The organism is Pontixanthobacter sp., from assembly GCF_049682855.1.
Taxonomy (GTDB): domain Bacteria; phylum Pseudomonadota; class Alphaproteobacteria; order Sphingomonadales; family Sphingomonadaceae; genus Pontixanthobacter.
On the sequence record NZ_JBAUIK010000013.1, the window covers coordinates 83,309 to 100,095 of the forward strand.

Here is a 16,787-nt window from a genome sequence, read left to right on the forward strand (position 1 = left end):
ATGTGAGATCACTCCGGGATATCGCTGTTCGGCGGCGCAAATCCCGCAGCGCCGTTCCAGCCGGATCCCGCCAACCCCATGACTTTGAACAAAGCGCCCATCTGATCGCTGGCGATAAGCCGCCCCATCGCGCTATGGATATCGCGTGCAAGATGCGGCGCCTGCTCAGCAAGACGGTTCGCGCGTGCCTCTATCCCCAATCCGCGCAGCCACTCGCCTTGCGTGACCGTGCCAATATGCCGGGTGCCGCGTGAATGCACTATTTGGGCAAGCGTGCCAAAATCCACGAGCGCCGTGAGATCGGCCGTGCCCGGCGCAGCAAAAGGATCCACCTTGGTATGGCGGCGCACCGCCTGAAAAGTCGAACCCGCATTCAACCGGGTATGGCCATAGTCAATGAACAGGGCCGCGCCGCCTTGCTGTTCCAACCGCCCAGCAACTTCGAACAGGGTTGCAGCGGCGGCGGGACAGGTCTCGATAATCGTTCCTTCAGCGGCATCGCGCCACTCGCCTGGAACGGCGGCATCCATCGGTTGCTCGCCCGCAGTAAAAACAAACGTGTCGCCATCCAGGCCCACCATCCGCTCTCGCCAGCCGCTCGCCATACGCACCAATTGGCGGATTGGCAGAGCGTCGAGAAATTCATTCGCGACCAGCAATATTGCTCCGTCGCCTGGCACGGTCGACAGATCATTATGCCAGATGGCGCCGGGCAAAGTTTTGAGCTGAACATCCTTGAGTTTGGCCGATGTCTCCACAAAATGGACCGCCGGTTCAAGGCCGTATTGGCGTGCCGCGCGCAATGCGTCTTTGGCCAGAGTTCCGCGCCCCGGCCCCAGTTCCACATAATAGACCGGCTCCTCTCGCCCCGAATTGATCCACATGTCGGCCAGCCACAACCCGATCAGTTCACCAAACATCTGGCTGATCTCCGGCGCCGTGATGAAATCACCCGACACACCATCGCCCATCCCGATCGGGTCTTTGCCGCCATAATAGCGCGCATTACTCTCGCCCATAAAATGTGACAGCGAAATCGGCCCGGTATTGCGGATCAAACGCCGGAAAATCGCGCCAAGATCAGCGTTAGGATCGGCAGTATCATCAGTGGTAAACATAAATATGCGCGCCCTACCGGCTCATGTTCCGCTGGCAAGAGGCGGTTTGCGCATCGACCAGATGACAAGCGCCAGCCCGACCAGTATCATCGGGACCGACAACCATTGCCCCATCGACAATCCGCTCGATTGCGCAAACTGCGTCAAATGCGCATCCGGTTGGCGGAAAAATTCATTGGTGAACCGCGCCAGACCCATGCCGAGGGTAAAGATACCGACCAGCATTCCGGTGCGGAACCGCGCGCCGGTGCGCCAGAACAGATAGAGCAGAACCGCCAGCAACAGCGCCCCTTCCAAACCAGCCTGATAAAGCTGCGAGGGATGCCGCGCCACATCACCGCCGCCGGGAAACACCATGCCCCATGCCACCGTAGTTTCGCGGCCCCATAACTCTCCATTTACAAAATTTGCAAGGCGGCCGAGCAGCATTCCCATCGGCACGTTTACCGCGATATAATCGCAAACGCGCATGAAGTTGAGATCGCCCTGACGGCACACAAAGGCAATCGCGACCAGCACGCCCAATACGCCGCCGTGGAAGCTCATGCCGCCATCCCACAAACGCAGCAATTCATAAGTGACAAACCCGTCCCCGCCAAAACTGACGAACAATTCCGGCTTGTAAAACAGCGCATAGCCCAGCCGCCCGCCCAGAATCACGCCCAATGTGCAGTAGAAAAACAGATCGTCCGCATGGCGCTGCGCCATCGGCGCACCTGGCGCCTTGATCATCTTGGACGTGTGCCAATAGGCGAACACGATACCGCCAAGATAGGCGAGGGAATAATAGCGCAGCATGAAGAAGCCGAGATCGATTCCTTCTTTGAGGCCCAGATCGGTCCATTGAATCGGTGCCGACGCCGCCGATGCGGTCAATAGTGACAGCAAGTGCCTAACCCCTTAAGTAGCCATTGAAAGCCTGGATTCTGTGAGGAACCGCTGAACCGTTTCGGCCGTTCCTTCGGGGCTATTGCCATAGGCAGTCTTGAAGGGGAAGTCTGCTGTTCACTAAGTTTTGCGCTTAAGCACCCGGATCAAGGGGGCGGCGCTTTGGAGAGGATACTAAAAACGATGCCCACCCAGTTGGACACAGCCTTGAACACCATCATGGATGCGATGGTACAGCCCGGACAGCCTTTTGAAACCGTGCCGTATGAGCAATTCGGTGTGGAACTGCCAGCGTTCAAGAATGCGCCGCCCAGCCTGGCGCATTATTTTGCGCATTTCTGTAATGAACATAAGGATCTGACATTCCTGGTCGACGGCGATCTGCGCCTGACTTTCGGCGAATGTTATGCAGCTGCAACACATGTCGCCGCGGGCCTGGCCCAGCACCACGGGGTGAAAAAGGGGGACCGCGTTGGAATTGCCGCGCGCAATTCGGCCAATTGGGTGATCGCTTATATGGGCATTATCATGTCGGGCGGCTGCGCGACGCTGCTCAACGGTTTCTGGACCGGAGACGAGCTGGCCTATGGTATTCGGCTCGCGGAATGTTCGGTAGTTATCGCTGATGCCAGCCGCGCCAAACGGCTGGAGGGTACAGAACATCCGGCGAAACTCGTCCTGATTGAGCATGGCGGCGCGCCGTCCGCAGGGCTGTCCGAAATCTGGGCCGATGGCGACACGGCGATGCAGACACTGGGCATGTTGGGCCCGGATGATATTGCGACCATCCTGTATACATCGGGATCGACCGGCCAGTCGAAAGGCGCCTGGTCCGATCACCGCGGCGTGTTATCAGGCGTGTTCAGCTATATTTCGCAAAGCGCAATGGCAGCGGCGCTGCTGACCCAGCAAGGCACTCCGCCGGAAGGCCAGCCCTGCGCATTGATCGCAGTGCCGCTGTTCCATGTTACCGGTGAAATTCCCCTGTTTCTGCAGAGTTACGGCATTGCACGCAAATTGGTGATGATGCCCAAATGGGATGCGCGGGAGGCGCTGCGCCTGATGGAAGCTGAAAAAGTCAGCTATTTCGTCGGCGTGCCATTGATGAGTTACGAGATCGCCACGCACCCAGAACGTGATCAGTTTGACCTATCAGCGTGCAAGAGCTTCGCCGCTGGCGGCGCGCCGCGCCCGCTGGAGCATGTCACCAAAATCAAAGAAGCCTTTCCCGGCGGCTTTCCCCTGCTGGGTTACGGCCTGACTGAAACCAATGCGGTTGGCTGCGGTAATTTTAACGAGAATTACATAGCCAAACCGGGCAGCACCGGCAAAGCCAGCCGGCCAATTGTGGGCATCGCCATTCTTGATGATGATGGCAACGCATTGCCCCAAGGCAGCGTGGGCGAGGTATGTTTCCGCACAGTCGCCAATTTCCGCGGTTACTGGAACAATGAGGAGGCCACGCAGGCGGCGTTCACCAAGGATGGCTATTTCCGCACCGGCGATCTCGGCTATCTTGATGAAGATGACTATCTGTTCATCGTTGACCGTAAGAAAGATATTATCATTCGCGGCGGCGAGAATATCTCCTGCATCGAAGTGGAAGACGGGCTCTACGCGCATGATGACGTGGCCGAATGTTCGGTATTCGGTATTCCTGATGACCGCATGGGAGAAGTTCCTGCAGCGGTATACCGCGTGAAAGACGGTGCCGCCATGACACCGCAGCAATTGCGCGATTTCATGTGCGAGAAAATGGCCCCGTTCAAAGTGCCATTGGTCGAACATATCTGGCAGGCGGACGAGCCTTTACCGCGTTTGGGCACACAAAAGATCGACAAGCGGACTGTGCGCACTATGTTTGCAGGTGATTTGGTGTCCTGAACCCGGACGCACTCACCAGAAAGCAGCATTTTGAACCAGGCAAAAATTCCCAAACAGCGCGCAATTATTGACCGCCGCGCGCTGGCGGGGGACATTGCGCGTCTGGTGGAGGACCACGGCAGCACAGCACGCGGCGCGGTTGTCACTCTGCTGCGCGGTGCGCTGGACCGGGGGCGCGCGGAGCTGGCGCGGCGATTAGCCGAAAAACCGGCATCCGGCCATGAATGCTGCGGCGGTCAATCCTTCCTGATCGATCAGATTGTCCGGCTGCTGCACGATCATGTGACTGAAAATGTGTACCCTGCGGGCAACCCATCCAAAAACGAGCGGATCGCGATCATGGCTGTGGGCGGGTATGGCCGCGCCGAAATGGCCCCCCATTCGGATGTCGATATCGCTTTTCTCACGCCTGCAAAACGCACCCCCTGGTGCGAGCAAGTGATCGAGGCCATACTCTATTTCCTGTGGGATCTGGGCCTGCAAGTCGGCCATTCCAGCCGCAGTCTGGATGAGATGGTCCGCATGGCGAAAAGCGATCTGACGATCCGCACAGCCTTGCTCGAAGGGCGCTATCTGTGGGGCGACCGCGAACTGTATGATATTTCCGCGCGGCGGTTCTTTACCGAAGTCGTTCATGGCACCGAACGCCAGTTTATTTCTGAAAAGCTGGAAGAGCGTAATGCGCGCCATATAAGAATGGGCGATAGCCGCTACGTGGTTGAGCCAAACGTCAAGGACGGTAAAGGGGGTCTGCGCGATTTGCACACGCTCTATTGGATCGGCAAATATATCCATAAGGTGCGCAGCGCAGCCGATTTGATCGATGTCGGACTGCTGACCAAGCAGGAATACCGCTCCTTCCGCCGGGCAGAGGGCTTTATGCTGGCGGTGCGCTGTCATTTGCATATCGTGACCGGGCGGGCAGAGGACCGGCTGACTTTCGACTTGCAGCGCGAGATTGCCGATCGGATGAATTTTGCCGACCGCCCCGGTAAGCGCGCGGTTGAACGGTTTATGCAGTTCTATTTCATGCAGGCCAGGCGGGTTGGCAGCCTGACCGGAATATTCCTCGCGCATATTGACGATCAGTTCGCCAAACGGAAGAAGAGCCAGGGGTTTTTTGCCGGGCTGACGAGCCGGTCGCGCACACTCAAAGGGTATAGGGTCGCGGACAATACGATTGCTGCACCCTCGGCGGACTGGTTCCACGATGATCCGGTCCGGCTGATCGAGATATTCCAGATTGCCGAGGAGGAGGGGTTGGACATCCACCCCGAAACCATGCGGCTGGCAGACCGCAATGCGGTTTTGATCAAAGCGGCGGTCCGCAAAGATGCGCGGGCCAATGCGCTGTTTCTGCAAGTGCTCGCGGGCAAAAATGACCCTGAAACGGTCCTGCGATGGATGAATGAAGCGGGTGTGTTCGGCAAGTTCGTGCCCGATTTCGGGCGAGTGAACTCGCAAATGCAATTCGATATGTACCATCATTATACAGTGGACGAGCATACGATCCGCGCGATCGGGCTGCTGAGCCGGATTGAAAAAGGCGAATTGACCGGTGACCATCCGCGCGCTTCGCGGCTCATTCACCGTGTTTCATCGCGCCGCGCGATTTATGTTGCGGTTTTGCTGCACGATATCGCCAAGGGGCGCGGCGGAGACCATTCGGTCCTGGGAGAGCAGGTCGCCTATCAATTATGTCCGCGCTTCGGGTTGAGCGAAGGCGAAACGGCAATGGTCGCATGGCTGGTGCGCGCGCATTTGCTGATGAGTGCAACAGCGTTCAAGCGCGATTTGACCGATCCCAAAACCGTCGAGGATTTCGTCGCGCAAGTCCAGAGCCAGGAACGTCTGCGCAATCTGGCTATTTTGACCGCAGTTGATATTCGCGCGGTTGGGCCCGGCACGTGGAACAGCTGGAAAGGCCAGCTGCTGGGCGAATTATATGACCTATCACAGGAACGGCTGCGGCTTGGCCATGTCCGCCGCGGACGCACTGAACGGGTTGCCGCGCAGAAAATACTCACGCGTGAAGCCTTGGGCAAGAATGCGCATTTGCTGGACGAATATGGCAATATATTCACCGATTCATACTGGATTGCCGAATCCGAAGACGTGATCAGCCGCAACATCGTGCAATATTCCGTTGCCCGGTCGCGCGAAGAACAGCTGTCCATCCATTGCGAATATGACGACGATCGGGGCGCCACATTGGTCAGCGTAATTGCGGCGGATCACCCCGGCCTGTTTTACCGGATCGCGGGCGGAATCCATTTGGCTGGTGCCAATATTATTGATGCGCGCATTCATACGATGCGCAATGGCTGGGCGGTCGATAATTTCCTGATACAAGACCCGCACGGCGGACCGTTTAACGAGGAAAGCCAGCTGCAACGGATCAAGACAGCGATTGGCGATGCGCTGGCGAACAGGCTGGAGCTGGCACCGCGCCTTGCCAAGCGGCCATTACCCATCAGCCGGTCCAAAGCCTTTGATATTCAGCCACAGGTGATTTTTGATAATAATGCCTCTAACAAATTCACCGTTATCGAAGTCAATGCCCGCGACCGTCCGGCATTGCTCAACCGGCTTACCCGCGCCTTGTTTGAAAACCAGCTGATCGTGCATTCCGCGCACATCACCGCCTATGGCGAGCGCGCAGCCGATACATTTTACGTAACCGATTTGATGGGCCAGAAACTTGCCGCGTCTGAACGGATGGCATCGATCGAACAAGAACTGCTCGATGCGGCGAGCGATGGCCGTCAGGCGGAGCTGGAACGCGCTTAGTCGGACCCGAATTGCGTTTTGCGCACGTACCGCTAAAGCGGCGGCCCAAAACCAATCCGTTCAACTGTGGGGAGAGAACACGATGAATAGAATTGCTTCACGGCGCACGCTTGCGCTGATGGGTGCCGGCATGCTGCTGACACCGCACATCGCCTATGCGCAAGATGCGGACGCTGCTGACGGCAATCCGGCGCAGCGCGAGAACGCGCTTGACAGTTTGAATGTTATCGTCGTGACCGGCACCAAGGCCCGGAACGCTGAAGACGTTCAGGATGTGCCATTGGCGGTAACCGCGTTTAACGCTGCCAGCCTCGATGCGCTCAAAGTGCGCGATGTAGAAAGCCTGTCTTACTCCGCACCTAACGTTTCGCTCGACCAGATCGGAACTTCGCGCGGCACCGCCAACTTTTCAATCCGCGGGCTCGGCATTAACAGCTCAATCCCGTCGATTGACCCCACCGTAGGGGTGTTTGTTGACGGCGTGTATCTTGGCTTCAATGGCGGCGTCGTGTTCGATCTGTTCGACCTCGACAGCGTGGAAATCCTGCGCGGCCCGCAAGGCGTATTGTTTGGCCGCAACGTGACCGGCGGCGCGGTTCTGATCAATACCGGCAATCCTACCGAAGAATTCCAGGGCAAATTCCGCGCGGCGGTTGACGGCCCGTTCGTCGATGATGGCCGCGGCGGCGCCAATTACACGGTCAGCGGGGTAATTTCCGGTCCGATCGTCGAAGATACATTGCTGTTCAAACTCGGCGCCTATTACAACAAGGACGAGGGCTATTTCACCAATCTGTTTGACGGCGAAGACTTCGGCGCGGCGGAAACAAAGATTTTCCGCGGCGCATTGGAAGGCCGTTTTGGCGATCTGACTGTCACCGGCAAGCTCGATTATTTTGAAAGCGAAGGCGACGGCCCGGCTGGCCAGAACCGCGGCCAGTTTGACCGCGACAGCTTCGACTTTTCAATCAACAACCCCGGCGGTTACGACAATGAGATCTGGACCGGTAGCGTTACTGCCGAACTGGATATCGGCCCCGGTACATTGACCAACGTGTTCGGTTACCGCGATTATGCCGCGACAACCGATGCCGATATCGATTCTTTGCCGGTGACAATCTTCCACTCCAGCACGGAAACCGAGCAAGACCAGATCTCCAACGAGCTGCGCTATGCGATGGACTTTGACACTGTGCAGATCACGCTGGGCGGCTTCTATTTCGACCAGTCGATCGCCTATACTGAAAACCGTATCATCCCGTCCGCTCCGGCGACATTCTGGGGCGGCGGACGGCAGGATCACGAAGTGCTGGGCGCATTTGCCTCCGGCCAGTTTAACCTGACCGATGCGCTGAGTGTTATTGCCGGTATCCGCTGGAGCCGGGAAGAGAAAGACGCTGGCGTCACCTATGTTCGCCCGCGGCCGCAATGTTCGGTGGTTCAGGGCACGTGCCCGACATCAGGCACCAACCCGTTCATTCCAGGCGAAAGCAACGGCTTTACCGATAATGAAAGCTGGTCCAACTGGTCCCCGAAACTGGGACTGCAATATGAATTTGACGGCGGCCAGGCCTACACCCACTGGACCCGTGGGTACCGCTCTGGCGGGTACAACTTCCGGATCACTAACGTCGCTTTGTTCGAGAATGTCGTTCTGCCAGCCACTGGCGGAAACTTTGCGTTCGATGAAGAAAAAGTCGACAACTACGAGATCGGGGGCAAATACCAGACTTTTGACGGGGCATTTACTCTCAATGCTGCCGCCTATGTCACCAAAATCAACGACATGCAGCGCGAAGTGAACCAGAGCTCCATCCCCGAAGGCGTATCGCAGTTCATTCTGAACACTGCCGATGCGACTATTTTCGGATTTGAAGCAGAGGCGCGGATGCGTGTGTCCGATGCTCTGCTGTTTACCGCCAATCTTGGTTATATTGACGCAGATTATGACGAGGTCCGCTTCGACATTTCCAGCGACGGCCTGATTGACGGCGCTGACGAAGCCTTGTCCCTGCCGCGCGTTCCGCCGATCACATGGGGCGTTGGCGCGGTGCACGAGCTGGACCTTGGAACAGGTTCCATCATCAGCCGTGTGAACCTGCAATACCGCGACGAGTTCGCCTATACCGACAATAATTTCGGATATATTCAGGACCGGACCAATCTTGATTTCAACGTCACCTGGAACACCCCGCTCGATGGCTTGGCGTTTTCCATTTATGGCAAGAACACGCTCGATCAGGTGACAGTTGGCGGTGACACGCAGCTGCCCTTTGGCACAGGCCCGTTCTCCAACGGTGTGAACCGTCCGTTCGATCCTTCGCCCGCAGCGGGTACATTCTCGCCGCTCAATAAGGGCCGTCAGGTCGGTGCGGAAGTTACGTTTGATTTCTGATCGGCTGATTATACGAACCGGGAAAGGGGCGCTTTCGGGCGCCCCTTTTTTGTGCCTGCACAGGCCGTATTTTACGTCCCGCGTGCGCCGAACAACGCGGTCCCTACGCGGATATGCGTTGCGCCTAGCATGATCGCGGTTTCATAATCGCCGCTCATACCCATACTTAATCCAGCTTCGGGGCCATCCAAACCAGAATCGCGCGCCAGCTTGTCCATGAAGGCAAAGAATGGCGCGGGCTCTTTATCGGATGGCGGAATGCACATCAGGCCCGCAACCGGGATATTAGCGGCCCGCACCTTGGCAATGAAATTCGGCAGACCTGCTATCGCGCAGCCGCCTTTCTGACCCTCATCACCAATATTGACCTGAATGAAACACGGCACACGCTTGCCTGTCTTGTCCATCGCTTTCGCCAGTGCTGTCAGCAGGCTGGGCCGGTCAAGCGAGTGGATAAGGTCAAATGCAGCCACCGCTTCCTCCGCCTTGTTGGATTGCAATTGGCCAATCAGATGCAGCTCTGCATCAGGATAACGTTCGCGCAGCCCCGGCCATTTGCTTTGCGCTTCCTGAACGCGGTTTTCGCCAAACACCCGCTGGCCTTCTTCCAGTAACGGAACGATCCGCTCGGCCGGATGCGTTTTACTGACCGCGATCAGAGTAATATCACCCGCATTACGGCGAGAGATTCTGGCAGTTTTTGCAATTGCCGCGCGGACATGGCCCAGCGGTGTTTCGGGCGGCGATGTCATAAGTGAAGCTGTATTGTCCATCGCGCGCCGCTATAGCGTACCTATGGCACAAAACCAGACCGCTCCCACGACATTGCCCGCGCTTTGGCTGATCAGCGATGCGCGCAATGATGCGGCGCTGGAAAGCAGCCTGAAAGCTCTGCCGCGCGGATCGGGTTTTATTTACCGGCACTATCATCTCTCTGCGACAGATCGGCGTACACGCTTCACAGCCTTGGCCGCGCTGGCCCGTAAATATGCGCACATAGTCATTCTTGCCGACACGCCCGTTATCGCCAGAAAATGGGGTGCAGACGGCATCTATGGGCCGGCCCGCCGAATGCCCAACGGTGATGCGTTGATAAAGCTCGCGGCCGCGCATAATGCCAGGGACATCGTTGCGGCCGATCGCGCCGGGGCAGATGCCATCTTGCTCTCACCTGTATTCGCGACCCGCTCCCATCCCGGTGCGCGCAGTTTGGGCGCTGTTCGTTTCCGGTTGCTGGCGCGCAAGACCAGCACGCCCGTTATCGCGTTGGGCGGGATGACCCGCGAGCATGCGCGCGCGCTGGGCTGGTCGCGATGGGCAGCGATAGACGGACTCGTTTCAACGCAGGATTCTTGACGGGCGAGTCCGGTACAGTCCATGATGCGGTTTCAAGCATAATAGGGGTTCACTATGGCCAGCCGCGCGGCCCATAAAACAACACATACTGACTGGCGAGCCGCGTTTCGGCGCTCTTTCCGCCGCGCTGCGCAAATGGCGGGCGCAGCGATCCTGCTGGGCGTGATGCTGTTCCTTGGCCTTGCGCTGTTTAGCTATACCCAATCCGATCCAAGCGCCTCCACTGCCGCAGCGACGAGCGATGTTCGCAATTATATGGGCCTGGGCGGGGCGTGGGCAGCCGATTTCGTTCTGCTGATTTTTGGCTGGCCAGCCATATTACTCCTGCCGTTGCTGTATATTTTCGCACGCAAATTATGGCGGGATGTAGAGGAAGAGGACATCGATACCGAAACCCGCTGGTGGTTGCCTGCGGGCATGTTGCTGCTGGCGATGGCATTGCTGGGGACCGTATTGTCATTATGGTTTGACGGGCCGGGCGGAACATTGCCCGCATCGCTTGGCGGGATGGCCGGTTTGCTCGGCGCCGGTGCGGTCGGCGCGATTGCAGGCGCGTTCCCGGATGGCGTGTCGGGCTGGATCACATTCGGACTGGCCGCCGCCAGCCTGATTGGCGGCGCGGTGCTGGTCACGCGGGTCTTCGCGATTGACTGGATAGCGCTGCTCACTTTGCCCGCTTTCCTGAAACGCGCGCCGTCCATTGCCATGCCAGAGGCGGCGGCCCCTCTGTTGCCCCGGCGCAAAGCGAAGAAAGCCGCCAAAGATACCCCAGCGTCCGAAACCATCATCGACGCAACCCCGCGCCGAAGCCCGATGATTACCGATCCAACCAGACCACCCAAAAAAGCGCCCCTGTCGAAAGCCAAGCAAACCGACATGTTCGCCGATCACGAATTGCCGAGCCTTGATTTGCTGGAGGAGCCGCCCGAAGATACTGCGCCCAAGCTCGACAAGCTCGCGCTTGAGCGCAATGCGCGATTGCTCGAAACCGTGCTTGATGATTTCAACGTGAAAGGCGAGATTACCGCCGTGCGCACCGGTCCGGTTGTCACGATGTATGAACTGGAACCGGCCCCGGGCATCAAATCGGCCCGCGTCGTTGGGCTGGCAGAAGATATCGCGCGTAACATGTCCGCCATCAGCGCGCGTGTCTCGCCCATTCCCGGCAAGACCGTGATGGGTATCGAGCTGCCTAACGCACACCGTCAAATGGTCGTCCTGAAAGAACTCGCCGCATGCGAGCATTTTGTCGAGGCGAAAGGCGCGCTGCCGATCATACTGGGCAAGGATATCGCCGGTGAGCCCATTGTGGCCGATCTGGCTGCCATGCCGCATCTGCTGGTTGCAGGGACAACCGGCTCGGGTAAATCGGTCGGTCTCAACTGTATTCTGCTCAGCCTGCTCTACCGCTTCACGCCGGCCGAATGCCGTCTGATCCTGATCGATCCGAAAGTCCTGGAACTCAAAACCTATGACGACATACCGCATTTGCTGTCTCCGGTGGTTACAGAGCCGCATAAATCGGTGCGCGCGCTGAAATGGGCAGTCGAGGAGATGGAGCGGCGGTACCGGATGATGTCGAGCGTCAGCTCGCGCAACATCGCCGGTTTTAACGAGAAAGTCCGCACATCCATCGCCAAGGGCAAACCGCTGGGTCGCCGCGTCCAAACCGGGTTTGACCCCGAAACGGGCGAGGAGCTGTATGAAGAAGAACAGCTCGATTACGAACCATTGCCCCAGATCGTGTTGATCGTGGACGAACTTGCCGATTTGATGGTGACTGTGGGCAAGGAAATCGAAGTTCTGATCCAGCGCCTGAGCCAGAAATCGCGCGCTGCGGGTATCCACCTCATCATGGCCACTCAGCGTCCATCGGTGGATGTGATTACCGGCGTAATCAAGGCCAATTTGCCCACGCGGATCAGTTTCAAAGTCACCAGCCGGATCGACAGCCGGACTATTCTGGGCGAGCAGGGTAGCGAGCAATTGCTGGGCAAAGGCGATATGCTGTACAAACCCAATAGCGGCGCGATGGTGCGGGTGCATTGTCCGTTTGTGTCGGATGAAGAGGTTGAGAAAGTCGCCGATCACTGGCGCGCACAGGGCAAGCCCGATTATGTCGATGCGGTCACAGAAGAGCCCGAAGACGGCGGCGGTTTCAATTTTGAAGACGATATGACCGCCAGCGACGATCCGGCAGAGCGTAAATACCGCCAGGCATGCCAGGCCGTGTTCGAGGCGCAAAAGGCCAGCGGATCGTGGCTGCAACGCCAGATGGGTGTCGGCTATAACACCGCCGCGAAATGGATTGAACGGATGGAGGAAGAAGGGCTGGTTGGCCCTGCCAACCATGTCGGCCGGCGTGAGATTTTCCGCGACGAAAACGGCAGCCCGCTGTAAGGGCGCAATCCGCAGCAACAGACAAAAGGGCCGCTCTGACAAATATCGGAGCGGCCCTTTTCTTTAAGCGTCAGAAGCGGATGCCTATTGCAGACCGTCCGCTGTCATTGCTGTCAGATTGGCGATCTTGGCAGCGTTTTCTGCGCGGACATCATCGGGTGCGGCAACGAGGCCTTTCTTCGCCAGAGCGCCATCGGCGGACCAGCTCTTTTCCCATTCAGCCAGATATTCCTTGATGCCCGGAATGGCATCGACATGCGCCTTCTTCACATAAATGTAGAGCGGACGCGCGCCGGGATAGGCAAAGCTGGCGATATTTTCATAGGTCGGCTCGGAACCATTCATCGGCAGGCCCTGAACCTTGTCGAGATTCTCTTCGAGATAGGAATATCCAAACACTCCGACCGCCTTGGGGTTGGTGCTGATTTTCTGAACGATCAGATTGTCCTGTTCGCCTTGCGAAACATATTTCTGATCATCGCGGATTTCGGTGCAGACCTGGTCATAACGGTCTTCATCGCTTTCCTTCAACGCTTTCATGTCTGCATTGTCTTTACAGCCCGCTTCAAGGACCAGTTCGGCCAGCGCGTCGCGCGTACCGGAACCCGATGGCGGACCATAGACAAGGATCGGCTCGCCCGGCAGCGATGGGTCGACATCGGACCACAACACATTGGTTTGCTCTTTGCCATAGGGGCTCTTTGCGAGAGCTTCATAGACAATTTTCGGAGTCAGATTCATCATAATGCCGCCCTGCGCCGATGCAAAGGCGATACCGTCAAGCCCGACTTTCACTTCGATGACGTCTTTGACATTGTTGGCTTGGCAGGTTTCAAATTCCGACAGTTTGATCCGGCGTGATGCGCCGGTGATGTCAGGCGTGTCCGCACCGACACCGCCGCAGAACAGCTGGAAGCCTTTACCGCTACCGGTTGATTCGATCAGCGGTGATTTCATCCCTGCATTGGCAATCGCGACATTTTCAGCAACTGTCTTTGCAAACGGGAATACTGTCGATGAGCCGACGACACGGACGAAGTCGCGGCTGTTGCCGCCAGCGGCATCGCAACCGGCCAGCGCCATCGCAGATGCCGCAATAAGTGCAAATTTTGTAGAAAGACGCATAGTTTTTGATCCTTATGTCAATATCGCCTGAGTCTCTATCGCCCGAGTCTCTATCGCCCGAGTGCATATTGGGTGCCTGTTATGAGCGGAGTATGACCTGTTTGTGACAAATTTAAGTGACGCAGTCAGCGAGATCAGAAATCAAGCTGAGCGCGCACACCGAACGCATCGACACTGTATGACGTATCGCCCGTTCCTGTCGGAAACACCGCATCGGTATAGTCCTGCTTGCCGTAATTGATCAGCAGCCGCGTATGATCGGTCGGCGTCCAGATCAGCGATAGGTGATAGGCGTTCTGAATGCCGCCAATGACTGGCCCGTCATTCAGATCGAGATAATCATAACGGATATTGATCTGCCACGCGCCAAGGCCGCCTTCGCCAACTGGATTGGCGGGCTTGATCCGGTTGAACGCCCCGCCTTTATATCCGCGCTGATCGCCGCTGGTCAGGAAATAGCCGGCCTCTGCATAAGCGCCGAAAAAGTCGGCATTTTCCAAACCCGCTGGCCGGTTGACACTTTGCCAATATGTTTCGCCTGCAATATGGAACTGGCCAAAAATACCAGCCGCCTCGAGCCCCAATGCCCGTTCGCTATCGGCAGAAATCTGTCCGGTGTTGATGAAGCGTTCGTCGGTAAAGGCGACCAATGGCCGCTGGCGGTACCGCACGCTGGACCCTGTTTCCAAATTGCTGAAATCGACAGAAGCGCCCAGATGCAACTGGTTGCTGCCAAACTTGGGCAAATACACGATACGCCCGGCAGTGCCCCAATTCTTGTTCGACAGGTCATCGAAATTGTCATTGTATACGGCACTTTGCAGCAACACATCACCGGCGGCATATTCAAGAGAAACGCCAAGTTTGCGTTCAAAACCGAACGCATCGGTAATCGCCGAACGCTCGATGAATGATGAATGCAAACTGCTGGTCAGCTCGTCCAGATTCTGGAACTGGTTACGCTGGCCCACACTGACTGTCAGATCTCCGGTCTCATAAGATATCAGCGCATCGGTTATATCGAGTTCGTTACCGGCAACATCAAATTCGAACTTATACCCAAAACCGCCCGGCATATCGCCCTGTACACCCAGCCGCGCACGGCGGATTGTTGAGCCGTAGCCTTCCGGGCGACCCGTGCTATCGGGTGCATCGATGAAGCCAGCGTCGATATTCAGCCGTCCGCGCGGCTTGAAACTCCAACCGCCTTCGCCCGTAATTTCAGGTGCGCCTTTCCAGGCGATCCCGGTTTCAGCCTTTGGCACGGGACCCGCCGCTGGGACGGCAGCAACATGTGTTGCCGCCGTTTCAGGGCCAGTATCGGTTGCGGCAAGATCGCTTTCCAGCTGAGCAATACGCTCTGCCATCGCCGCCATCTGCGCGCGCATCTCGGCCAATTCCGCCGCGGTGCCCGACTGCGCCGGTGCCTCTTGAGCAGCCGCTGACGGTATCCCGGCAAGCGCACTTGCCAATGCCAGGACAGAACCGGTCACACGTGTTATGGGCAATCTGTAAGGGCGGGTCATCGAACAAACCTTTGCAGTTTTATTACTGAATTTTGACGCTGCTATGTCCCGATTATGACTGTTTGACGACAGTCTGGTGCAGCAACCGCGATCACGCTCTGACTGACTGAAATTATTCAGAATATTCTGCTGTTGCCGCGCGGTCGTTTCACTTGTAACCGGCTCTGCCAAGGAGACTGCGCATGCGTATCGGCTGCCCCAAGGAAATTAAGAACCATGAGTACCGGGTTGGCCTCACCCCGGAGAGCGCGCGTGAATTGGCCGTTCATGGGCACGAGGTATGGATTGAAAGCGGCGCCGGGCTGGGCATTGGCGCAACCGACGATGAGTATCGCAGCGCCCTTGCAACGATTGTCGACGGGCCGGACCCAATTTTTGCCGAATGTGAAATGGTGGTAAAGGTCAAGGAACCGCAAGCTGCCGAGCGCGCCAAATTGCGCAGCGGCCAGTTGCTATACACCTATCTGCACCTTGCACCCGACCCCGAACAGACCGCAGATCTGCTCAGGTCAGGCGTCACGGCGATAGCCTATGAAACGGTAACCGGCCCCGACGGTCTGCTTCCGCTGCTTAAACCGATGAGCCAGGTGGCCGGGCGGATGAGTATTCAGGCAGGCGCGGCAGCCCTGCAAAAGGAACATGGCGGCCGCGGCGTATTGCTGGGCGGTGTACCAGGCGTCATGCCCGGCAAAGTCGTGGTGATCGGCGGCGGTGTAGTGGGCTTTAATGCGGCACAAATGGCGGTAGGTCTGGGCGGCCAGGTGTCCATCCTCGACCGCAATCCTGAAGTGCTCGACAAAGTGGGGACTTTCTTTGAAAACCGGGCCAGCACGCGGTTTTCCAACCGGTCTAACCTGCAGGAGGCTGTGGCAGAGGCTGATCTGGTAATCGGTGCAGTGCTGATCCCGGGTGCTGCTGCGCCGAAACTGATCACGCGCGAAATGCTGTCCGATATGAAGCCGGGTGCCGTGCTGGTCGATGTGGCCATTGACCAAGGCGGGTGCTTTGAAACATCCAGGGCCACCACGCATGCAGACCCGACCTATATCGTGGACAAAATCGTCCATTACTGCGTCGCCAATATGCCCGGCGCCGTGGCGCGAACCAGCACCTATGCGCTCAACAATGTCACGTTGCCACATGCCTTGCGCATGGCGCGCGATGGTTGGAAAGAAGCGATGCGCCGCGACCCGCATCTGGCCGAAGGGCTCAACGTTCACGCCGGTCAAGTGACGTACAAAGCCGTCGCTGATGAGCTGGGCTATGACCACATGCCGGTCAGCCAGGTCATCCAGTAAAGCCGTA

General features: G+C 57.5%; 11 protein-coding genes. 6 read left to right on the forward strand and 5 right to left on the reverse strand.

Annotated features, from left to right (window positions below):
* Positions 1-8: 8 nt before the first annotated feature.
* Both WA922_RS08900 and lgt read right to left on the reverse strand, forming a co-directional pair.
* On the reverse strand, positions 9-1,118 hold the full coding sequence (locus WA922_RS08900) for a class I SAM-dependent methyltransferase (RefSeq protein WP_424771343.1): 1,110 nt from the start codon (positions 1,116-1,118) through the stop codon (positions 9-11).
* Positions 1,119-1,139: 21 nt separating this feature from the next.
* Positions 1,140-2,006 (reverse strand): prolipoprotein diacylglyceryl transferase, encoded by an 867-nt coding sequence (gene lgt, locus WA922_RS08905; RefSeq protein ID WP_424771344.1) that lies wholly within the window; start codon positions 2,004-2,006, stop codon positions 1,140-1,142.
* Positions 2,007-2,189: 183 nt separating this feature from the next.
* On the opposite strand from lgt, the gene WA922_RS08910 reads away from it, so the two are divergent.
* The 3 genes from WA922_RS08910 (at position 2,190) to WA922_RS08920 (ending at position 9,075) form a co-directional block, all read left to right on the forward strand.
* On the forward strand, positions 2,190-3,890 hold the full coding sequence (locus WA922_RS08910; RefSeq protein WP_424771345.1) for a class I adenylate-forming enzyme family protein: 1,701 nt from the start codon (positions 2,190-2,192) through the stop codon (positions 3,888-3,890).
* A 30-nt stretch (positions 3,891-3,920) separates the two neighbouring features.
* On the forward strand, positions 3,921-6,680 hold the full coding sequence (locus tag WA922_RS08915) for a [protein-PII] uridylyltransferase (protein WP_424771346.1): 2,760 nt from the start codon (positions 3,921-3,923) through the stop codon (positions 6,678-6,680).
* 82 nt (positions 6,681-6,762) lie between these two features.
* The gene (locus tag WA922_RS08920; protein ID WP_424771347.1) at positions 6,763-9,075 is read left to right on the forward strand and encodes a TonB-dependent receptor; all 2,313 of its coding nucleotides are present in this window, start codon (positions 6,763-6,765) and stop codon (positions 9,073-9,075) included.
* A 71-nt stretch (positions 9,076-9,146) separates the two neighbouring features.
* On the opposite strand, the gene WA922_RS08925 is transcribed toward WA922_RS08920, so the two are convergent.
* On the reverse strand, positions 9,147-9,848 hold the full coding sequence (locus tag WA922_RS08925; protein ID WP_424771348.1) for a YggS family pyridoxal phosphate-dependent enzyme: 702 nt from the start codon (positions 9,846-9,848) through the stop codon (positions 9,147-9,149).
* Between the two features lie 22 nt (positions 9,849-9,870).
* Between WA922_RS08925 and WA922_RS08930 the strand changes: the two genes are divergently transcribed.
* Together WA922_RS08930 and WA922_RS08935 are read left to right on the forward strand one after the other, a co-directional pair.
* A complete protein-coding gene (locus tag WA922_RS08930) occupies positions 9,871-10,431 on the forward strand; it encodes a thiamine phosphate synthase (protein ID WP_424771349.1) in 561 nt (186 codons plus the stop codon).
* A 54-nt stretch (positions 10,432-10,485) separates the two neighbouring features.
* A complete protein-coding gene (locus WA922_RS08935; protein WP_424771350.1) occupies positions 10,486-12,831 on the forward strand; it encodes a DNA translocase FtsK 4TM domain-containing protein in 2,346 nt (781 codons plus the stop codon).
* Positions 12,832-12,915: 84 nt separating this feature from the next.
* On the opposite strand, the gene WA922_RS08940 is transcribed toward WA922_RS08935, so the two are convergent.
* Positions 12,916-13,956: a substrate-binding domain-containing protein gene (locus WA922_RS08940; RefSeq protein WP_424771351.1), complete on the reverse strand. Its 1,041-nt coding sequence runs from the start codon at positions 13,954-13,956 to the stop codon at positions 12,916-12,918.
* Between the two features lie 134 nt (positions 13,957-14,090).
* Positions 14,091-15,449, reverse strand: a complete 1,359-nt coding sequence (locus tag WA922_RS08945; protein WP_424771352.1) for a porin — start codon at positions 15,447-15,449, stop codon at positions 14,091-14,093.
* Between the two features lie 215 nt (positions 15,450-15,664).
* On the opposite strand from WA922_RS08945, the gene ald reads away from it, so the two are divergent.
* Positions 15,665-16,780 (forward strand): alanine dehydrogenase, encoded by a 1,116-nt coding sequence (ald, locus tag WA922_RS08950; RefSeq protein WP_424771353.1) that lies wholly within the window; start codon positions 15,665-15,667, stop codon positions 16,778-16,780.
* Positions 16,781-16,787: the final 7 nt, after the last annotated feature.